At 39.8% G+C, this 20593-nt stretch carries 17 protein-coding genes and 1 pseudogene; 9 read left to right on the top strand and 9 right to left on the bottom strand.

Annotated features, from left to right (window positions below):
- Window positions 1-9 precede the first annotated feature (9 nt).
- The 4 genes from BMF77_RS12905 to BMF77_RS12890 form a co-directional block, all read right to left on the bottom strand.
- Window positions 10-780 (bottom strand): RNA methyltransferase, encoded by a 771-nt coding sequence (locus tag BMF77_RS12905; RefSeq protein ID WP_148763298.1) that lies wholly within the window; start codon window positions 778-780, stop codon window positions 10-12.
- A 210-nt stretch (window positions 781-990) separates the two neighbouring features.
- Window positions 991-3312, bottom strand: coding sequence for an alkaline phosphatase (locus tag BMF77_RS12900; protein ID WP_148763296.1), 2322 nt, complete (start codon window positions 3310-3312; stop codon window positions 991-993).
- A gap of 578 nt (window positions 3313-3890) precedes the next feature.
- On the bottom strand, window positions 3891-7304 hold the full coding sequence (locus BMF77_RS12895) for an alkaline phosphatase PhoX (RefSeq protein WP_148763294.1): 3414 nt from the start codon (window positions 7302-7304) through the stop codon (window positions 3891-3893).
- 186 nt (window positions 7305-7490) lie between these two features.
- Window positions 7491-8096 carry a TIGR02466 family protein gene (locus tag BMF77_RS12890; RefSeq protein ID WP_148763292.1) on the bottom strand — a complete coding sequence of 202 codons (606 nt, stop codon included), beginning with the start codon at window positions 8094-8096 and terminating at the stop codon, window positions 7491-7493.
- Between the two features lie 128 nt (window positions 8097-8224).
- Between BMF77_RS12890 and BMF77_RS12885 the strand changes: the two are divergent.
- A pseudogene (locus BMF77_RS12885) lies at window positions 8225-8290 on the top strand (DUF4079 domain-containing protein); the annotation flags it as partial.
- Between the two features lie 368 nt (window positions 8291-8658).
- On the top strand, window positions 8659-9831 hold the full coding sequence (moeB, locus tag BMF77_RS12880; RefSeq protein ID WP_148763290.1) for a molybdopterin-synthase adenylyltransferase MoeB: 1173 nt from the start codon (window positions 8659-8661) through the stop codon (window positions 9829-9831).
- A 372-nt stretch (window positions 9832-10203) separates the two neighbouring features.
- Here the strand turns inward: moeB and BMF77_RS27315 are convergent, their stop codons facing one another.
- Complete coding sequence (locus BMF77_RS27315) at window positions 10204-10341, bottom strand: hypothetical protein (RefSeq protein ID WP_168694530.1); 138 nt, start codon at window positions 10339-10341, stop codon at window positions 10204-10206.
- A 61-nt stretch (window positions 10342-10402) separates the two neighbouring features.
- On the opposite strand from BMF77_RS27315, the gene BMF77_RS12875 reads away from it, so the two are divergent.
- From BMF77_RS12875 to BMF77_RS12865, 3 genes are all read left to right on the top strand, one after another.
- Window positions 10403-11521: an RNA-guided endonuclease TnpB family protein gene (locus BMF77_RS12875; RefSeq protein ID WP_148763288.1), complete on the top strand. Its 1119-nt coding sequence runs from the start codon at window positions 10403-10405 to the stop codon at window positions 11519-11521.
- Window positions 11522-11775: 254 nt separating this feature from the next.
- Window positions 11776-12492, top strand: coding sequence for a response regulator transcription factor (locus tag BMF77_RS12870; RefSeq protein ID WP_148763286.1), 717 nt, complete (start codon window positions 11776-11778; stop codon window positions 12490-12492).
- 152 nt (window positions 12493-12644) lie between these two features.
- Window positions 12645-13517: an endonuclease/exonuclease/phosphatase family protein gene (locus tag BMF77_RS12865; protein WP_246863144.1), complete on the top strand. Its 873-nt coding sequence runs from the start codon at window positions 12645-12647 to the stop codon at window positions 13515-13517.
- A 10-nt stretch (window positions 13518-13527) separates the two neighbouring features.
- Here the strand turns inward: BMF77_RS12865 and BMF77_RS12860 are convergent, their stop codons facing one another.
- The gene (locus BMF77_RS12860) at window positions 13528-13824 is read right to left on the bottom strand and encodes a DNA-binding protein (protein ID WP_148763284.1); all 297 of its coding nucleotides are present in this window, start codon (window positions 13822-13824) and stop codon (window positions 13528-13530) included.
- An 8-nt stretch (window positions 13825-13832) separates the two neighbouring features.
- A complete protein-coding gene (pdxA, locus tag BMF77_RS12855; RefSeq protein WP_148763282.1) occupies window positions 13833-14876 on the bottom strand; it encodes a 4-hydroxythreonine-4-phosphate dehydrogenase PdxA in 1044 nt (347 codons plus the stop codon).
- A gap of 210 nt (window positions 14877-15086) precedes the next feature.
- Here pdxA and BMF77_RS12850 point away from each other — a divergent pair, with 210 nt between their 5' ends.
- The 4 genes from BMF77_RS12850 to BMF77_RS12835 all read left to right on the top strand — a co-directional run bounded on the left by BMF77_RS12850 (window position 15087) and on the right by BMF77_RS12835 (window position 17459).
- Window positions 15087-15191, top strand: coding sequence for a PetM family cytochrome b6-f complex subunit 7 (locus BMF77_RS12850; RefSeq protein WP_015078782.1), 105 nt, complete (start codon window positions 15087-15089; stop codon window positions 15189-15191).
- Window positions 15143-15325 (top strand): hypothetical protein, encoded by a 183-nt coding sequence (locus BMF77_RS12845; RefSeq protein WP_148763280.1) that lies wholly within the window; start codon window positions 15143-15145, stop codon window positions 15323-15325. The genes BMF77_RS12850 and BMF77_RS12845 overlap by 49 nt, the downstream gene beginning before the upstream one ends.
- 131 nt (window positions 15326-15456) lie before the next feature.
- Window positions 15457-16458, top strand: coding sequence for an SDR family oxidoreductase (locus BMF77_RS12840; protein WP_015078783.1), 1002 nt, complete (start codon window positions 15457-15459; stop codon window positions 16456-16458).
- Window positions 16459-16541: 83 nt separating this feature from the next.
- Window positions 16542-17459 (top strand): NAD(+) kinase, encoded by a 918-nt coding sequence (locus BMF77_RS12835; protein ID WP_148763278.1) that lies wholly within the window; start codon window positions 16542-16544, stop codon window positions 17457-17459.
- Window positions 17460-17470: 11 nt separating this feature from the next.
- Here BMF77_RS12835 and BMF77_RS12830 read toward each other — a convergent pair whose 3' ends face one another.
- A complete protein-coding gene (locus tag BMF77_RS12830) occupies window positions 17471-19420 on the bottom strand; it encodes a CHASE2 domain-containing protein (RefSeq protein WP_210422348.1) in 1950 nt (649 codons plus the stop codon).
- A 232-nt stretch (window positions 19421-19652) separates the two neighbouring features.
- Complete coding sequence (locus BMF77_RS12825; RefSeq protein WP_148763274.1) at window positions 19653-20570, bottom strand: hypothetical protein; 918 nt, start codon at window positions 20568-20570, stop codon at window positions 19653-19655.
- Between the last annotated feature and the right edge of the window lie 23 nt (window positions 20571-20593).

Genomic DNA, 20593 nt, shown 5'->3' with positions numbered 1-20593 from the left:
AAATCCTAACTATAATAAATCACGTTTTTCAGGTTTTTGCCTGTTAATTGCCCATTCTATCTGTCGTAAAATCCCCCTTAACATTCTCACTTCCGCAGTTTGTGGATAAGCACGATTATACAGGTGGCGGAATTTTTCCATGCGACTAGCTGCGGTATGAGGATAAAGATAACCAATAGACAGCAATAAAGATTCCAATTGTTGATAGTATGCTTCTATCGCATCTAACGGGGCAATTTCTGAAACAGGTATATTCTCATCTATAAATAATTCTGTAGATTGTGACAATTCATAACAACAAATAGAAACCGCAGTAGCTAAATTCAAAGATGGATATTCTGGATTAGTGGGAATAAAAACTAATTTATGGGCATAATTTAATTCTTCATTAGTTAATCCCCTATCTTCCCTGCCAAAAATTAAAGCTACAGGCTTTTCTGCTGCTGCTAATAACCAGGGTAAAGCGGTGCGAGGGGTTTCTAGAGGAATTTCTCCACTGTAGTCCCGTCCCATGGTTGCAATGGCACGGACACAGCCCTGTAATGCTGCTGATAATGTATCTACTATGATCGCAGATTCTAAAATGTCTTTGCCACGAACTGCCATTTTTATAGCATCAGAGGATGTGCGATCGCATTGAGGATTGACTAATATTAGTTTAGATAAGCCAAAATTTTTCATAACTCTGGCCACTGAACCTATATTCAATGGTCCGGCTGGTTCTACTAATACGATAATTACGTTATGGCAACTGGGTTGTATATTAAAACTTTCTATCATACTTATTTACTTTTACTGGCTCTAATCATCATAATTCAACATTTAATGCATTATCTATATGCAAAACTAGTGGTTTAAGTAAAAAAATATCAAATACTAGAACTTATGCACAATATTCAAAAGTTAAAAAACCTTGGCAAAACTTGGAAAAATATCAAGTCCTGCCAAGGTATTTAGTTACAAGTAATTACTATTAAATCCTGGCTTTAATTAAACCAGGACAAACTGATTAGGATTAGCCACACTCAAAGCACTGGCTTGAATACCAGTTAAAGTGGCTAAAGTTTGACCACCAAAGATAACCGCAGTATCAGCACCAACTTGAGTCAAAGTTAGATTGGCGGTAGTGATGCCTAAACTAGCAGCACCCTTAATACCAATCACATCAGTACCAACTTGGAAATCTAGAACTGTGTTAGCGGCTTTTGGTAGTTCAGCGTTGACAATCCAGAATTGGTCAGCACCAGCACCACCAGATAAAAGGTTGCCACCACCTAAACCGGCAAAGAATTTATCGTTACCACTACCACCTAATGCCCGGTCATTGCTACCTAAATAGAAGGTATCATCACCAGCGCCACCAGATATCCGATTCTCACCTTTGCCATCTCTAGCATCAAATTCATCATTGCCATCACTGCCGAAGGCTACGTCGTTGCGACTAACGTAGATTTTATCGTTACCGCTACCAGTGTCAATGATGTTGTTACGAGCATTGCTATTGAATGCTAAATCAACTTCATCGTTTCCTGCACCACTAAATACAGTGTCTTGAACCCCATCTATATTTTGAAGTGCAATTAAGGTATCTGCGCTAGTAGTTCCAGTAACGAAGTTTTCCTGATTGACTTCAGTTACTGAGGCAAACATGGTTTGAGCAATGTTAACTTGATCTACCCCATTAGCAAGACCAGGAATTTTAAAGCCGTAGGATTCAAAACCTTGGCCGATTGAATTTGTTAGTATTTCAGAGTCAACACCTTGATAATAAACAGGGACAGGACGGTTGGTATGGGTTCCCCATTCGTATTTATCGGTGGCGCTAGTTCCCCAGAATTGTCCAGAACCAGAGATTGTGTCAATGGTAGTTAATTGTTCAGCGCCGAGGTTTCTGACTAAGGTAGGGTAGTCGCCATTAAGGGTAAGGTAATGGTCATGGTCAGCAGTAACGATCAGTTGGTTATCCGCCCAACCACCATTTTGGTTAATCCACTCAATGGTAGAGCCAATCGCTTTGTCAAAGTCTAAAATTGTGCCAATCAGGTTGTCAAGGTTGTTGTCGTGGGCAGCCCAGTCAATATCACCAGCTTCAACCATCAACCAGAAACCATCAGGATCTTTACCTAATAAGGATAAAGCTGCTTGAGTTAGGTCATCAAGAGTTGGGTTTTCGTCAGTCTCTCTGGCAATGAACTGTGTATCTGTTTCACCAGGATTGAGAGGTCTCAGGGTATCTGGATTTAGACCCTTGGTTGAGTAGACGGTGAACATTCCCAAGCCAGTGGTGCTGTAGTCACCATCGGCAGAACTAACGGGCAAGTTACCATCTTGTCCACGCGCACCATAGAGACCAAGGAGGCGATCGCCTTTTTCGGGATCAAGTTGAGCCGCAGTATTCGCCAATACCTCAGCCGCATTTGCACCACGTTCCAAAAAGGTGTAGTCGTAAATGTTGCTGGTAGGCTTGGTACGTAACTCTGTATAGGTTGATTGTGTAATGTAAGTGTTGGTTCTGATTGAATCTGGTTCAACACCTACTGGTAAAGGATTTCCTGGTGTAGAAAGAGGATGACCACCACCAAGGAGTACAGTTGGTTGGAAAATGCGGAGTTCTTGCTGCAAGATGTTATCTAGTGAAGGAAATTCACCATCAAACTTGTTGCGATTATTGACATTTGCAGCAGCAGCAGCAGGAGTAGCATGATCAACAGGAACAGATGACACTATACCAGTTGATTTACCAAGAGATGCCGCTCTAGAAAGCACACTTTCAACAGGATTTTCAAAAATATCAACACCAATAGCGGCGTTATAGGTCTTAATCCCTGAATAAAGGGTGGTAGCTGTGTTAGCAGAGTCAGGATAGCTGTACTTAATATACTCAGCATCAATACCTGCCGTCCAAGGATTTATACCACCTCTAACTGGATCGTAACCCACAAGGTTGCCAACAACACCATTGTTAGCGTTTGCTCCTCCATTAGGGGTAGTTCCAGGGTTAAATGTGGGATTAAATTCAAACCCAGGACGGATAGGTGCTGTACCTGTCACATTAGTGAAGGTATTACCATTGAGGGCTGAGTTTGATACGTTATATATACCGTTACTACCTGCAATTGTAGTTCCGTAGGTAGTTGCTTGTGTATAACCTGTCAAGGTTTGGAAATTAAGCCCTGTTCCCTTGCCAGATGTATAAAAGTCATTGAGGGTTGTACCAGTCTTACCTTCACTGATTTGTTGGTAGATAGCCGCAGCGCGAGCCATTTCCCAGCCTAAACCGTCGCCGATCATGATAATTGTATTCTTAGCCATAAAACTCTTCAATTCCTTTGATGATGCTTACTGAATTAATAAGTCCTGTTTTGGCAAACTTAGGTAAATCTAATTTGCTGAGTATGAGTGTTAATATTTTTGAGGTTTTCACGTAAAGGTTAAGCTAGTCCTATGATTTAACAATTTTTTGATTAAAAAATTGGGGTTAAAATTAATTTTTAGTGACAATACCTTGTCCATTTTCTGCTTTGTTGGGTTTCATACTTCAACCCAACCTTGTATCTTAGAGGTATGTTAGAAGAAGTAGATATTGCTGAAAAGTGCTATTTTCTTACTAAACTTCTTCCCAAAGATGAACTAACTATATGCTATGGTTCAACGAAAGCCTACATTTGATTACTTAAACTTTTGTAAAAATTACCTACAACACCCCACTTGTAATAATTGTGGCTGTGAAACTATCCCCAACTCAAATCAATCAACCTACAAATAATTCCCATTTGACTCGGTGACTCCTAACTCCTACCATCATAAAAAACCTTGGCAAAACTTGTAAAAATATCAAGTCCTGCCAAGGTATTTAGTTACAAGTAATTACTATTAAATGCTGGCTTTAATTAAACCAGGACAAACTGATTAGGATTAGCCACACTCAAAGCACTGGCTTGAATACCAGTTAAAGTGGCTAAAGTTTGACCACCAAAGATAACCGCAGTATCAGCACCAACTTGAGTCAAAGTAAGATTGGCTGTAGTGATACCTAAACTGGCAGCACCAGAAATACCAATTTTATCAGTACCAATTTGGAAATCTAGAATGGTGTTAGTAGCTTTGGTTAATTCACCAAAAACAATCCAGAATTGGTCAGCGCCAGCACCACCAGATAGGGTGTGACCACCACCAAGACCGATTTCAAAGGTATCATTACCATCACCACCCAAGGCACGACCATTAGAACCATTACCCAGGAAGAACAGATCATTACCAGCGCCACCGGAGGCACGGAAATTACTGGCTTCATCTCCAAAGAATGTGTCGTTATCAGCACTACCAAAAGCGCGATCGCCATTGGCTAAAAACACGGTATCATTGCCGCTACCACTGTCAATAATGTTATTGCTGGCAAGAGCGCCCGCAGCCGCACTATCAACCTCGTCATTACCAGCGCCACTAAACACGACATCCTTAATACCACCAAAGCCAGGAGTTTGCTTGGCTACAATCGTATCGGCATTAGGTGTACCAGCAAAGAATTGTGTGTCCTGAATCAAATTGGCATTAGGCGCAGTCAAGAAAGATAACTGACCACCTTCAACCAGGTTTTCTTGTCTAGTTTTTGTGCCATCACCATTACCATCAATATTTGTGGCGGTAATAATTGTTCCAGAACGAATACTATGCGCCTGGACATCAAAGACAAACTGTGTACCAGGAGCGTTACCAAAAAGACTAGAAACGTCTAGAATACCTGAAGTTTCCCAGTTACCGATATCAGTGGGGCTAGAATCAGTTTGACCAGAAGGAACAGCCGAGCGATCAACTTGTGCAATTTTAGTTAAGCTATCCGCTGGATTGGCAGCAGCAGGATCAAGAACGTAAATAGAGGCTTCTTGCTTAGAAGTTGCACCCCAGATATCTGCTCCTAGTGCGCGGTCTTCTTGTAAGTAAATTTTGCCATTATCAGCCCAGTCGAGGTTATCAGGACTACGCATACCGAAATCTTGTTTACCAGCGTCGTTGCCATCGTAAAGGATGTCAATTTTTGCAGTGATTTCTGGTGCAGTTGTAATCTTCCACAGAGCATCATTTCCAGATGTGGGGTGTTGAATGGCAACGATAAATTCATTGGGATTGTTTGTAGAAATCAACCCAGTAGGTTCAGATCCAGGAACTCCCAAACTAGCCCAACGAGTAATTGATTCAGCTACACCATCCTTATTGCTATCAGATGCCTTCCAGATATCGCCAGGACCGTTGTCTTCGATAATGTAAAGATTACCAGCAGCATCACTAGCCAAGTTGTCAGGGTTATTGAGGTTGGTACCAGCAGCCAAACCAGTACCACCATCAATTGTGCTACGACTAGCAAAAAGCTTAACTTCATTAGTTTTGAGGTTAATGCCATAAACTGCGTTTTCGCTAGTTGTAGCTACATAAAGAATGTCACCAATAATTTCTAAGTCTTCTGGACGACCGTAGGGTGTACCACCAACTTCATCCGCTGCTGCCCGTCCGCCCGTAGTAGTGCTACTAAAGTCAAAGGGATCGGCAGTGGTGGTTTTCACGCCATTAGCATCGGTAATCGCCACCCAAGTAGCTGCACCAGTGCGAGTAGTAGCTGCATTTGCAGTAGAGTTCCAGTTTTCCGAAGCATTACCTGTAAAGGCAGTTACCTTCAAGACAAAACTTTGTCCAACACTCAAATCATTAGCAGTCTTAGGTACAAACTTGTAGATAGAACCAGTGTTGCTCTCATCAATAAAGTACAAAGTACCAGAGGTGTCAAACTTCAATCCTTCATGGGAAACCGCAGGAATATTGCTGCGCCAAACCACATTGGCTGGATCACCAGCAGCCATCAAGGGGTTAAGCCACTCAAATAGACGACCATTGGTTCTTTCTTCGGCGGTAAGAACTGTTCCGTAAGGAGTATATACAGCAGGGTCAAAAGGACCAAAATCATCATTATTCTTATCCCAAACCGTAGGATTGGTGGTGTAGGGTAAGGCCGCTTGACCAGTCAAGGCTGAAACAAAGTCACCAGTTTGGGTGTCGTAGCGAGCTAAACCAGCGCCTTGACCTACTTCCATCGGAATGTAGATGTAGCGGTTGGTGGGATCGAGTGCCACCATGTCCCAGTTACCAAAGGTGGCAGCAAATTGAGGATCTAGATTAGCTTTGTTGCGGTCAACAATTTCTGTCTGAGTGAATCCTGTTGGTAGTAAAAAGGGTGCAGTGTCTTCTGCTGTAGGAACAGTAGCAGTAGTAGAAAGAAGTTGGCTAAAGTCAACATCAATTTTGTAGGTTGTACCCCAAACATCAGGACCTGCAGTAATACCAGTGGAGGCTAAAACAGCTTGAGTACCATCGAAAGGATTGGTAGCGATATCTTCAGGACGAGAGAATCTGAAGGCATTAACGGCGGTAGCTAACTCATTTTGTTTTGTTTGTGTAGCAAAACCTTGAGCGTCATAACCTGTAGTATTTGCTTTTGTGGGATCGTAGTAAGAAATTTCTACAAATTGACCGTTTGTGCTGTTACCACTGCCTTTGAACTGGCTAGGATTAGCTTCAATTGCATCAGTAGCATTTGCAGGATCGTCAGCCACCCATACGAATAGTTTACCCTGTGCTAAACCATTGCGTTCCAGGAAACCGCCAGCTTTTTTATCGCCAACATAGAGATATAAAGGCGCGTTACTGCTATCATCACCAATTAAAAAGGCAACTTTATCAGTGCGTCCTGTATTTAGTTCTGTGACGTTTTCCCACGAAGCGCGACCAAATGCCGGGACTGCATATAAAGTATTTGTTTGTGTATCTAAGGCGAATTGTGTACCATTACTGGTTTCTTCACCAGAGAAGAAAATACGATCAGCTAAACCAATACCCGCACCAAACTGGTTGGCTTCAAACAAAGCAGCAGAACAAAAACGCTGAATACCACCAAATTCTAAGTCAGCAGCAGCATCAACAACTTCACCTTTGCGGTTGATGATGGTGTCATGGGCTAATCCAGCATTGACGATTTGCAATGTCCGCTTGTCAACATCAAAATAGTTAACTCTTGCACCGGGGAGTTGAGTACCGTTTTTCAGGGTGTACTTATAACCATCAGTAGCCGCTACCTCATTAACAACTAATACACGAACGGTTGTGTCGTTGAGTGAGTAAGCGCCAATACCGTCAAGAATCCCAGGAGCAACATAGTTCCCAATTTTGTCACCAACTGTAAAAATAGGGTCAACGGTGTAACCATTTAATCCTTTTACTTGAGACGGTTGGGTTGTATCGAATGGTGTGTTAGCCATAAAATCCCTCAGTTTTCTTTGTAATGCTTACTGAATCAATGCTTGGTAAATTTAGGAGAACCTATACTTACCGAATATGAATATTACCTTTCAGTAGAATCTCACGCAGAGGTTAAGAAGGCACTATGATTTGGCTATTTCTTGATTAAAAATCCTGCTAAAAGTTAATTTTTGATTAATTAAAGATTATCTATTTATAGGTACTATGCCAATATTAAAACTAATACATACCCGATCGTCATTACTCATATTCATTTCCACACCATGTAATAGCCAACTGGGAAATATTAACATTGTCCCTTCACGAGCTTTATAAGTGATTTTGGGGAAAGTCCAGAGATTAAACTCTATGGAAGGTGGTACGATCATCTGTGAAGCTGGTCGCGGATCAGAGAAAAATATGCCACCACAATTTTCAGGAGTTTTCAGATAATAAACTCCACTTAAAATTGAGTTGGGATGATTATGTACAGAGTTGGAGGCAAGTTTACGATTAATAATTGCCCAACAAGTTGTAATTTTGAGGCTAAATTTTTGTAAGTCCCATTGCAAAAATGTAGCAACTTCTAAGACATTTTGATTAATGATTTGTATAAGGTTGTCAAAACTATCCCTCTCATGCAACCTATCTTTACTATGCCATCCTAATATATTAGACCATTTCTCACCCTGACTATCTCGACGTTCTTCTGCATAGATAGTTTCTAAGAGTGGAGGATTTAATTGTTGATAATTTTCTAGGGAAAAATGCCAAACAGACGTGGGAAACCAATCATTTCTAGAACCAGCCATAATTTTGATTTACGTTGATAGTGATTTATGAATTTTGTAGTTTGGCAGAAAACATGGACAACTAAAAATAAAAAAAAGCTGAAGTCCTGTTAAGCTCAATAGGTAACTTTCCTGAACTGAACTGTTTTATGCACCTACCTTCCTTTCTATGGTTATGGAAAATAGCCGCTTGGTCAATGGGATTATCTTTACTAGTACAGCTTGGCGGAAATAAAGCAACCATATTCAATCGCCAAAAAGCCTACTGTATATTAGTTTTGACTTTTGACTTTTGACTTTTGACTTTTGACTTCCGCCCTGCGGTACTAGCCTATTTATTTTTAGCCATAACTGGTATTTGGATGTTACGGGTCAGAACAAACCCAGAATCTTTCGGTATTCTATTACCTTTGGACAGAATACTCTTGTGTGATATTATCCCTACAAGTTAAATACTCAAGCTGGTAAACTGCAAAGCTGGAGTCTTGATGACAACCACCAGTTTCCAGCCGAGACAATTAAACTGATAAAATTAGCAAATTTAAGTTAACATTAATACTCCGCGCTGATTCCTACAACTGCTATGCTAAATCCCAATCTGGATGAAATCCAGTTGACAAAAGACGACTACGAACGCTATTCCCGCCACTTAATTTTGCCAGAAGTGGGCATGGAAGGGCAAAAACGCCTAAAAGCCGCCAGTGTACTCTGTATCGGTACAGGTGGACTAGGTTCACCATTACTGTTATATCTTGCAGCAGCAGGTATAGGCAGAATTGGTATTGTTGATTTTGATGTTGTGGACACCTCTAACCTGCAACGTCAAGTTATTCACGGGACATCCTGGGTAGGTAAACCCAAAATTGAATCAGCAAAAAACCGGATTCATGAAATTAACCCCCATTGTCAGGTTGATTTGTATGAAACTCGTTTAAGTTCCGAAAACGCCCTCGATATTATTCGGCCTTACGATATCGTAGTTGATGGCACTGATAACTTCCCAACGCGGTATTTAGTCAACGACGCTTGCGTATTGTTAGATAAACCCAACGTTTACGGTTCTATCTTCCGATTTGAAGGACAAGCTACCGTCTTTAACTATGAAGGTGGTCCTAACTATCGTGACTTATATCCTGAACCACCACCACCAGGAATGGTTCCTTCCTGTGCAGAAGGTGGAGTGCTGGGAATTTTACCGGGAATGATTGGGATTATTCAAGCCACAGAGACAGTGAAAATTATTCTGGGGAATGGTACTACCTTGAGTGGTAGACTAGTGCTTTACAACGCCTTGGATATGAAATTCCGGGAGTTGAAACTGCGTCCTAACCCCATCCGTCCAGTTATTGACAAGCTGATAGATTACGAACAATTCTGTGGGATTCCCCAAGCCCAAGCCGAAGAAGCGAAACAGCAAATGGAAGTTCAAGAAATGACTGTGAAGGAATTGAAGGCGTTATTAGATAGTGGTGCAAAGGACTTTGTGCTGCTAGATGTGCGTAATCCTCATGAGTACCAAATTGCTAAAATTCCTGGTTCTGTGTTAGTCCCTTTACCAGATATTGAAAATGGTGATGGTGTGGCTAAGGTGAAGGACTTACTCAATGGACACCGTTTAATTGCTCATTGTAAACTGGGTGGACGTTCGGCGAAAGCCTTGGCTATCCTCAAGGAAGCGGGAATTACTGGCACAAATGTGAAAGGGGGAATTAATGCTTGGAGTCAAGAAGTAGACGCTTCTGTTCCTCAGTATTAATAATTTTGGGCGGGATTGTTGATAATGTTTGGGAAAAACCTCTAACTATCCCCAATCTGATCTCAACAACAAGATACCCGATTTATTGGATGATTCGGGTATCTTTTTATAGTTAATACATGGAAATATAATTTGATTTATGTATCTAATTTATACAAAAAAATCTTTAAAAAATACCAAAATTGTCTATTACTTATACTTCTTTTAAAAAGTAAGATGTCTAAAGTTTGCATAAACTTCATGGAGAATTTAGCTATAGCAGTTTCCAGGTAGGTGAGGTTAATTAACAGAATTGAGGGGTAGAAACAGCTTGATAATTTCTACCCATAACTATCCATATATTACTGTTTGTCCAAGTCTTCAATAAGTTGATCAACAAATTCCCTTAACCGTTGCTGCTGTGTTAGGGACGGTTTTAATTTTTTCTCTGACCCCAGGCAACACCTTAAACTGCAAAGGTGATTTATCGTACGCTACCTGATTTTGTGGTTTAAATTTAATCCGAGGCATTGCCAAATCCTAATATGTCTGATATACTAGATATCATAGCACAACATTGAAGGTCGAGTCAATGCTTTTATCATTCAAAACTGCACTAATTCCAAATAACCGACAGATTACAGCTTTTCGCAAGGCTTCTGGAGTCGCTAGACACGCTTACAACTGGGCAAATGCTCAAATCAAGGATATTTTAGCTGCTCAAAAAGAAGGCGAAAAACTTAAATTACCATCAGCGATTGACTTGCATAAAAAGTTAGTTGCTGAGGTAAAATCTGAGCATATTTGGTATTACGAAGTTAATAAAAATATCCCTCAGAAGGCGTTAGCTGATTTACGCCAGGCTTGGGATAGGTGTTTCAAAAAAACATCAAAACAACCACGATTCAAGAAAAAAGGACAACACGATTCTTTCTATTTAGAATCAGGAACTAAGGCGAAACCAGCGATTAAAAATGATGGTAAAAGAATTAAATTACCGTCAATTGGCTGGGTACGATTAGCCATACCTTTACCGATTACAGTAACTCATAATTGCGTGATTTCTAGACAGGCTGATAAATGGTTTATTTCTGTTAAATACGAAGTTGAAAAACCTCCTATACTTGCAGACGGACCGACCATTGGTGTTGACATTGGTATCAAAGAATTAGCAGTTTGCAGTAATGGTGAAGTATTCGAGAATCCTAAAGCCTACCGCCATAAGAGTAAACGCATGAAACGTTTACAGCGTAGTGTGAGCAGGAAAATTAAAGGCTCTAATAACCGTAAAAAAGCTGTGAGAAAATTAGCTAAATTACACGCCAAAGTTTCTAATATTCGCAAGGATTCTATTCACAAATTAACCTACTATCTAGCTAAAAACCACAGCATAATTAAGATAGAAGATTTGCACGTTAAGGCATTTTTGAAGAACCACAAATTAGCAGGTGCAATTGCAGATTGTGGGATGTATGAATTTAAAAGGCAATTAGAGTACAAAACTGAGAAATTCGGGAGTGAACTAATCCTTGTAGATAGATTTTTTCCTAGTTCGCAAATATGCTCTAACTGCGGTAATCATCGTCATAAAATGCCATTAAAAAACCGCGTTTATGTTTGTCCTGATTGTGGCTATAAAGCTGACAGGGACTTAAATGCAGCGCGTAATATTGACCGATGGTTTGTGGATATTTTTATCCCTGTAGCGTAGCGGTTCCTTTTAGGAACTACGGTCAGAAACGGTAAGTTCTACCGAGATTGCCTGTGGAGCGGAAAAACCTCTTAGAAGCCATTCTAAGACCGTGATGAAGCAGGAAGTAAACACTAAGGTTATCGCTGTCCAGATGTGTCTAGACTTTGGTAATTTTGGGTAAGTTTTATAGAACGGTAAATTTACTTTCAAAAATACTACTTTTGCAGCATCTATCATCACAGCAAATTGCCAAAACAATCATAAATTCCATTATGGATACGCTTTCCACAAATAATTCCAAGATTCTGATTGTAGATGACGATTCTAGTGTCCGTAACCTGATTCAGCGTTTTTTGAGTCGGAAATATCAAATAGAATCAGCAGCAGATGGTAAAACCGCTCTTGTCTTATTTGAGCAATTTAATCCCGCTTTAGTGATTCTCGACTGGAATTTACCAGATGCAAATGGCTATAAACTTTGCCAAGAAATGCAAAGTCGTACCAATGTGTTAGTCATGATGCTTACCAGTCGCAATGATGAAGCTGATAAAATTAAAGTCTTGGCTGCTGGTGCTGATGATTTTTTAACCAAACCATTTAGTCTAGCTGAGGTAGAAGTTAGGGTAGAAGCCCTATTAAGACGTGTTCGCTATATCCAGTCCAGTGTGTCACAACGCCTCACTTTCAATCAGTTAGCTATTAACCCAGAAGCGCGAGAGGTAACACTCAATAATAAAGCTTTAGCTTTAACTGCTTTGGAGTTTAATATCTTACATTTTCTAGCTACCCACCCTGGACAAGCATGGAGTCGTACCCAACTGATCCAAAAGATTTGGGGTTGTGATTATGTAGGAGATGGACGGGTTGTTGATGTGCATATTGGCCAACTTAGGAAGAAAATGGAAGTTGATTCTAGTATGCCGGAGTATATTAAAACGGTACGGGGTTATGGTTATAAGTTTGATCCACCAGACAACACCGCAAGTTAAATTTTGAAAAAAGGGTTGTTGGATAACTGAACAATTTAGTCAAATCTACTAATTAGTTCGGTGATGATATTGAGGCTTGATTAGATGATTAAGGTGATTAATTGGTAGATATTGGAGCTAAAGTCAGTCAGGGAATTGTATCTACTTAGGGCTTGGATAAAATCTTTAGTTTTTCTCTTTTACAGGATATTCTCAGAGTATTTCTCATCTTCTCTGGTTTTGTCCAAACTATCAGTTTAAAAATATCTATGCAAATTACTGTGATGACTTTTAATCTCCGCTATGACAAACCAGATCCTGGGGTGCGTCAGTGGAAAAAGCGTGTAGGGGCGATTGCTTCTTTAATTCAACACTACAAACCGGATTTACTGGGTACACAGGAGGGTAAATCTGATCAACTGGCAGATTTACAAGCACTCTTACCGGAATATAACATTATTGGGGGCGATCGCACTGGTACAGGAACCGGTGAACATTGTGCAATTTTTTATAATCCCCAATCCTTTAAACTTCAAGAAACACAAGATTTTTACCTCAGTGATACTCCAGAAATTCCTGGTAGTATTACTTGGGGAACTCGTTTACCACGGATGACCACGTGGGCTAATTTTGAAGTTACTAATCCTGGTCTATCTTTAACTATATTAAATACCCATCTAGATCACGAAAATGCCAAATCTAGAGAGTTAAGTGCAGCTTTAATTAGTCAACGGTTGGCGGAATTTCCTCCAGAAAACTACTTACTTCTCACAGGGGATTTTAACGCCAATCCTGATACTCCAGAACGGCAAATTTTTCTATCACCTTTAGCTAATGGCAAAAAATTACAAGATCCTTTAGCTACTCTGCCTCTAGAACAACAAAAAACCTTTCACGATTTTACAGGGGAGGCTGGGTATGCTATTGATACTGTATATTGCGATCGCTCTTTCCCCGTAGAACAAGTTATTATTGACCGTGAACAGTGGGAAGGGGTATGGCCTTCTGACCATTTTCCAGTGATTGTGAAATTAACAGTTTTCTAATTTGCATAATTCAAGCTGACTTCACGGTTACGGCTAACTGCAATCCTAAAGCATCAAGTACATTAGTCAAAGAATAAAATTCAATTTCTCCTTTTTCAGCAAGAATTTGGGCAAATTTATCGTAGGATTGCTGTACTGCTACGGAAAAATTATCAATTCCACCCTGAGCCTCAATTACATTTTTGAGTGCTTTATTTAACATAATAGGATCACCTTCTTCTATAACTACTTCAATATAAGCTGCGGCTTCTAGAGGATCTTGTAAGTATTTAATTAGTTTGGCGTGATAACTTGTACTTCTAGGCATTGTTTCGACTAGACTCTATACCCCTGCTTCACCAATTCTACCGCTAACTGGATAGCTGCTTTCATACTTGTTGCGTCAGCAATACCCTTACCCGCAATATCAAAAGCCGTTCCATGATCCGGGGAAGTTCGCACAAATGGTAAACCAATGGTAGTATTGACAGCCCGATCAAAAGCCATCAACTTCACCGGAATTAAACCCTGATCGTGATAAAGTGCTAAGTAAGCATCAGCAGGATTTTTGATCACGGAATTACCATACCAAGCAATACCTGGTTTTACCCACATTGTATCTGGGGGCATGGGTCCTTCTAGTTGTAAATGCGGGCGTTTTTGGCGTTCTGATTCCAACCAGGGAATTAACCAATCTATTTCTTCTGTTCCCAGTTGTCCCATTTCTCCACTGTGGGGATTTAACCCGGCGATCGCAATTCTGCCATGTTTAATCCCAAAATCATTTGCTAAACACTCCACCAATAAATCTAATTTCTTTGTCAACAACTGCGGTGTTAAAGTCGCAGCTACTTGAGATAAAGGAATATGGGTGGTAGCAAGTAGAGCGCGGAGTATCCAACCGGTAAAAGGCGATCGCCCCACAAACAACATCCCAAACAGCTCAACACCAGCCTTTTCGGCTAAAAGTTCCGTTTGTCCCGGATAGTTGTAACCAGCGGCTTTCCAAGCAGATTTAGCGATAGGTCCGGTGACAATTCCATCAAACTCACCTGCCAAAGTTTGAGATATGGCATATTCCATATAAGCAAAACTCGCTGCACCACTAGCTGCATTCCCCACACCTGTGATAATTTCACCAGCAATAGGGACATCAACTATAGACAAATCAACCGGATTAGCCAAAGCTAGAGAATTCTCAATATTTTTACTGATATTTTCATAACTTTTAGTTAATAAAGTTCTATTCCCTACCACCATCACATCACAATTTTGAGTAACTTGAGGATCTGCCAAAGCCTTCAAAATCACCTCAGAACCAATACCCGCAGGATCTCCCAGGGTCAGCACCAAACGCGGACGGTTATTTTGATTACTCATGATTTTGTAGGGGCGGGGTTTCTCCGCCTATCTCCACTCATTCCCGATGACATCCCTAAATTGGTTTAGAATTATTGATAGGTCTAATCCAAATAGTTCTGATAGACCTATTGTACCTGAGTTGTTAGAGTTGAAAATGAGATCTTAGCCTTCAAATCAAATTCAGCAGTCTCAGATAAATCAACAATCCACAAAGGAGCATTACAGCAAATGGGCGGCGAAATGTTAAATGCAGCGATGCTATCTTTCGGTCTAATCTTCGTAGGTTGGGCAATTGGCGCTTTGTTACTCAAAATTCAAGGCGCAGAAGAATAGAACGGAAGCAGGGGGAAGCGGGGGAAGTAGGGGAAGCAGGGGAAGTAGGGGAAGTAGGGGAAGCAGGGGAAGCAGGGGAAGTAGGGGAAGAAAAATTAATTCTTCATCCTGACTCGGTGACTCCTGACTCCTGACTCGGTGACTCCTGACTCCTGACTCCTGACTCCTGACTCCTATCTTTTATTAAAAAGATGTAAAGTTTTATTTAGATAACTAAATTCTGTTAAGATTCTTTTCATAAACATTAAGATATATAACCAACCCCATGACATTATTAATAGTTGGTGCAACTGGCACTTTGGGAAGACAAGTGGCTCGTCGCGCAATTGATGAAGGGTATAAAGTCCGCTGTCTGGTTCGGAGTCCTAAAAAAGCTGCTTTTCTCAAAGAATGGGGTGCAGAACTGGTACGGGGAAACTTGTGTAATCCACAAACCCTGACAGAAGCATTAACAGGTGTAACCGCAGTTATTGATGCTGCTACATCTCGTGCCACAGATTCACTAACTATTAAAGAAGTGGATTGGGATGGCAAAGTAGCATTAATTCAAGCCGCTAAAGCTGCTGGTGTAGAAAGATTTATCTTCTTTTCAATTTTAGATGCTGATAAATATCCCAATGTACCGCTGATGGAAATTAAGCGATGTACAGAAGCATATTTAGCAGAGTCTGGTTTAAACTACACAGTTTTACGTTTAGCTGGATTTATGCAAGGGTTAATTGGTCAGTACGGCATACCTATTTTAGAAAAACAACCAGTATGGGTAACAGGAACATCCTCACCTATTGGCTATATGGATACTCAGGATATTGCTAAATTCGCGGTGCGGGCTTTGACTGTGACAGAAACAGAAAAGCAAGCTTTCCCAGTCGTGGGAACTCGTGCTTGGAGTGCTGAGGAAATTATTAATCTTTGTGAACGCTTATCTGATAGAGATGCAAAAGTTACACGAATGCCTATCAGTTTATTACGGGCTGTCCAAAATTTACTGCGCTGCTTTCAATGGGGATGGAATGTTGCTGATAGATTAGCTTTTACGGAAGTCCTAGCTGGTGGTAAAGCTCTAAACTCAGAAAATATGGACGAAGTATATACTGTTTTTGGTTTAGACAAACAAGAAACTACCACCTTAGAAGCATATCTACAAGAATACTTCAGTCGGATTATGAATAAGCTGAAACAGTTAGATTACGAAAAAGCCAAAAGTAAAAAGCTTAAAAGTAAAAAGACTCCCTTTAAACAATCCTCCAAAGCCAATAGTCAATAAATGTCAGCCGAATGGTGACATTAGGCTAAAATGTGTAACTATTAGATACAGAAAAATCATCCCTTAAACTTGGATATTTGAGTGTGCCGAAAGCAGGCATTATCTACAACGATGTTAAGCCGATAGCGAGTAGTGTCGCTATCGAACTAAAAGACAAGCTCACCGCTGCTGGTTGGGATGTATACATCACAGCGAGTATCGGTGGGATATTGGGCTATTCTCAACCAGATAGTCCTGTCTTGCACACCCCCATTGAAGGTCTTACGCCCCCTGGCTTTGACTCAGATATGAAATTTACTGTGGTGTTAGGAGGTGATGGAACTGTATTAGCAGCATCGCGCCTGGTAGCCCCCTCTGGTATCCCCATGCTGACGGTAAATACTGGTCACATGGGATTTTTGACTGAAGCTTATCTTAACCAATTGCCCCAAGCCTTAGAACAGTGTATGGCGGGTGCATATCAGGTTGAAAATAGAGCTATGCTCACCGTTAAAGTTATGCGGGGAGATACGGTAAAGTGGGAAGCCCTCTGTTTAAATGAAATGGTGCTACATCGAGAACCTTTAACTTGTATGTGCCATTTTGAAATCGCAGTGGGGCGACATTCACCCGTGGATATTGCGGCTGATGGAATTATTGTTTCTACCCCAACGGGTTCTACAGCTTATTCTTTAAGCGCAGGTGGTCCAGTAATTACTCCTGGTGTCCCTGTATTGCAGTTAGTCCCAATTTGTCCCCATTCTCTGGCTTCTAGGGCTTTGGTGTTTCCTGATAGTGAACCAGTTAATATCTATCCTGTTAATATTCCCCGGTTGGTAATGGTGGTGGATGGTAATGGTGGATGTTATGTTTTACCGGAAGATCGGGTATATTTAGAGCGATCGCCCTATAGCGCCCGGTTTATTCGTCTCCAGTCACCGGAATTTTTCCGTGTTCTGCGGGAAAAACTCGGTTGGGGTTTACCACATATTGCTAAACCCAATTCTGTAGAATTGCCTTAGTTGTCACTTGTTCAGTTAGGTAAATGCCAACTTAGTGTAACTCGCACTTCTCCATTGGGTAAAACTGATATTTCCCATACACCATCTAGAAGTTCGTTGGCTATAGTATCCATGATTTTAGTACCATAGCCGCCTTTTTTGGGTCTATAAGTAGATGCTAAAATAGCTCCATCATTTGCTATTACTAAAGTACATTTATCTCCCTGTTGCTCTAAACTAACAAATACTTGGGTAGCCGTACCGTGAGGTGGTTGAGCGTGTTGGATGACATTATTCAATGCTTCACGGAAAAAGCGGTAAATTTCTTCTCTGTGTTCAATCCAAATACTGTTGAATTGTGGTTCTTGAAGCGGCTGAATTTCTGTAATTACTTGTAGAGTTAATTTTCCAGAATTCACTAATTCTTCTAATGTGGTTTTTATGCCTATATCTAATCCTTTTTGAAGTATGGGAGTTACTGCCATTTTTTCGGTTAAATCTCGAATATTGCTCAATTTATTTCTAATTTCTTGCCCCAAAGCTGTCAACTTATCTGAAATTAAATCTATATCTAAATCAGATTCTAATTCAATTTTATCCATTACCAATTTTAATTCTTGTAAAGCCCCATCATGGATATCAGCAGCAATCCGATTGAGGATTTTGCGAGTACGGGAAAGAATCGCTTCTTGTTCAGCCGCTTTGAGTTGGGTAATTTGATAGTTTTGCAATGCAATAACTTCTTTTTGTCGTCCAAAAATTAAGTAGATAAAAATAGATATTCCTGTTACTGTCCACACAAATAAAGGTTGAATAATTAATAAGATCCATTTACATTTCCAAACAATTAAACATAATCCTAAGTAACCGCTAAATATCGCAAATATTATTAATAATAAACGCCAATTTTGATAATTATAAACACCTATACTGATTAAAAATCCTCCCAAAATAACAATTATAAACTCAACCCATTTTGATGGTATTTGTAAAAATGAATCTGTCATTAAACTAGCCATGATATTAGCCTGAATTTCTACCCCAGCCATACTATCACCGAACGGTGACAGCATGGCCATTGTTTGGACGTTGTTCGCTTCTACAAAACCAATAAAAACAACTTTATTGCGGACTTGTTGAGAGAGTTTGAGAGGAGACGCAACTAGACATTTTTTATCTTTATTAGGTTGACAAATAGATGTTAATTCTAGAAAAGGAAAAGTTCCCGACTTTCCCCAAAATTTGATTTCTACGGGGGTTGTAATTTTCGCAAGTCGTGAGGAAAAATTAACTTTTTGCTGTTGCTGTTCCCATTTTTCCAAAACTAGAAGGGTATTGGATTTAAAGGTTTGAATTTGGTCAATTTTTTCTGAGAGAAAGAACGGACTCACTAAATGGGAACTTCGAGCTGTACTACCTAAATGTGTGGGTGCTTCTGCTTCTGGTTCGTATTCAAAAAATCCCTGAATAGTCTCAGGAGGTATTAAAGGTTTAAGTCGCTCACTATCAAAAGGGAGAAGATGATTGTAAATGAAAAATTTTGGTTTTTTAGAATTAGTAATTGAATTGGTGCGTGTGACTAAAACAATTTGCTTATGATGATTTTTTACGAGATTTTTTAAAGGTTTATTTATTGTTTCAGTGATTTTGACTGGGTACTCAATTTCTGGTGATTCTTCCCAGTCATTGTGGAGATTCAAAACGACGACGGAAGCACCTGCTTTTAAAAGATGTTCTACTAAATCTGCATAGAATAATCTTCCTAAAGATAGCTTTTGATTCGCTAAATCCTGGGGTTGAATTTTTACTAATATAATTTCTGGTGGTGGAGTTTTTGGCTGGTTCAATCTCAGGAAAGTATCTTGAAGTTGTAATTCCAATTTCTGAACTACAGGAATTTGGGAAAAGATGAAATTGTAGAATACACTGCAAGTTATTCCTAAGCTGAGAAATTTAATTTGCGAACTTTTTCTCCACAACATTTGATTACTTATTGACATCTGTATTCATTCAGAACCCCGATTTCTCTAAGAGGATGTTTTAAAAGTTTTTAATGTGTAAACAGACCCCTCTCCAAACCTCTCCCCTACCAGGGGAGAGGCTTTAAAACCCCCATTCCCTTGTAGGGAAGGGGGGGAGGGGGGTTAGGTTTTTGGAGATTATGGGTTTCATATAATACTTTTCAAACAACCTCTAAGAAGTCGGGGTTCTAGTTTAATTTGTAAATCTTGCTAATAACTCTTCACGAGATAATTGCAAAAGCAAAGGAGTAAATTCTTCCCTCGTCATAGCAATTACTTGATCAATAATCGTGGCTAATTCTGAATCAAGTTCTCCAAAACGTACTTGTAGGATACTTTCAATCATAGCTCGACGTTCTCTTAATACACCTTCTTCTCGTTCTTGTTTTTTAATTTCTGCTAATTGTTGTTCATACATTTCTGATAATTTCATAATCAACTCCTGATCATCTTGATCAATATCGTGTTCTTTTTCTTGACGTGCAGATAACACAGCAATTAGGTCATGTACTAATTGTATTATATTCGTCAGGAAAGGACTATTCTCTGATAGTGCCTCTAATTCTTCTACTGCTTGTCTTTGTACTTTTCCTCTACCTAATACCCTCAAAAACAGTGTTTCTGGTGTAGTGGGTAGTTGATGAATGACAATCAGTACAGTTTTTAATGCTTTTCCTAAAAAATAAATTCCTTTTCCCCAATTCTCCTCATCTAAAGTAAAATTAAAACTTTCTAGAATGTCTGCTGATGCTGTAGGAGTAAAAATCCATAAATATGGTAATTCTTCTTCATTTATTCGCGTATTATTGCGTTTAGTTTGTCGTTCTAGGTCTGCATGGATGTCAAATAATTTACCCATACAACTGCGAATTTCACTTTTACTGACAGCATTGCGAAATGGCTCAAATATAGTATAACTTGAATTTTTCGCCATTCTTCCTAGCAATCCTAGTGATTCTATACCATCTGGAAATGGCGATGCAGGTGTAAATAATACGTCAATTTGTCTAACTTCTGAGGTAATATCTTTACTCATTTCTATTTGACCATAAGATATTAATAGTTCTGTGAGATATTGTTTGGCAAATTGGTCGTGGATAAAACGAGTCATTTAATTTTAATTTGATTTAAGGA

This window comes from Dolichospermum sp. UHCC 0315A (genome assembly GCF_008121535.1).
Taxonomy (GTDB): domain Bacteria; phylum Cyanobacteriota; class Cyanobacteriia; order Cyanobacteriales; family Nostocaceae; genus Dolichospermum; species Dolichospermum lemmermannii.
The sequence above is the reverse complement of the archived record's forward strand: the minus strand, read 5'-3'. Positions and strand labels throughout refer to the sequence as shown.

What these genes read in the sequence shown, in the direction of transcription:
- BMF77_RS12900 (WP_148763296.1), bottom strand. Translation starts at nt 3,312, where the DNA reads ATGGCTAAGAATACAATTATCATGATCGGCGACGGTTTAGGCTGGGAA.
- BMF77_RS12825 (WP_148763274.1), bottom strand. Translation starts at nt 20,570, where the DNA reads ATGACTCGTTTTATCCACGACCAATTTGCCAAACAATATCTCACAGAA.
- BMF77_RS12870 (WP_148763286.1), top strand. Translation starts at nt 11,776, where the DNA reads ATGGATACGCTTTCCACAAATAATTCCAAGATTCTGATTGTAGATGAC.
- BMF77_RS12850 (WP_015078782.1), top strand. Translation starts at nt 15,087, where the DNA reads ATGGGCGGCGAAATGTTAAATGCAGCGATGCTATCTTTCGGTCTAATC.
- moeB (WP_148763290.1), top strand. Translation starts at nt 8,659, where the DNA reads ATGCTAAATCCCAATCTGGATGAAATCCAGTTGACAAAAGACGACTAC.
- BMF77_RS12895 (WP_148763294.1), bottom strand. Translation starts at nt 7,304, where the DNA reads ATGGCTAACACACCATTCGATACAACCCAACCGTCTCAAGTAAAAGGA.
- BMF77_RS12905 (WP_148763298.1), bottom strand. Translation starts at nt 780, where the DNA reads ATGATAGAAAGTTTTAATATACAACCCAGTTGCCATAACGTAATTATC.
- BMF77_RS12890 (WP_148763292.1), bottom strand. Translation starts at nt 8,096, where the DNA reads ATGGCTGGTTCTAGAAATGATTGGTTTCCCACGTCTGTTTGGCATTTT.
- BMF77_RS27315 (WP_168694530.1), bottom strand. Translation starts at nt 10,341, where the DNA reads ATGCCTCGGATTAAATTTAAACCACAAAATCAGGTAGCGTACGATAAA.
- BMF77_RS12840 (WP_015078783.1), top strand. Translation starts at nt 15,457, where the DNA reads ATGACATTATTAATAGTTGGTGCAACTGGCACTTTGGGAAGACAAGTG.
- BMF77_RS12875 (WP_148763288.1), top strand. Translation starts at nt 10,403, where the DNA reads ATGCTTTTATCATTCAAAACTGCACTAATTCCAAATAACCGACAGATT.
- pdxA (WP_148763282.1), bottom strand. Translation starts at nt 14,876, where the DNA reads ATGAGTAATCAAAATAACCGTCCGCGTTTGGTGCTGACCCTGGGAGAT.
- BMF77_RS12830 (WP_210422348.1), bottom strand. Translation starts at nt 19,420, where the DNA reads ATGTTGTGGAGAAAAAGTTCGCAAATTAAATTTCTCAGCTTAGGAATA.
- BMF77_RS12860 (WP_148763284.1), bottom strand. Translation starts at nt 13,824, where the DNA reads ATGCCTAGAAGTACAAGTTATCACGCCAAACTAATTAAATACTTACAA.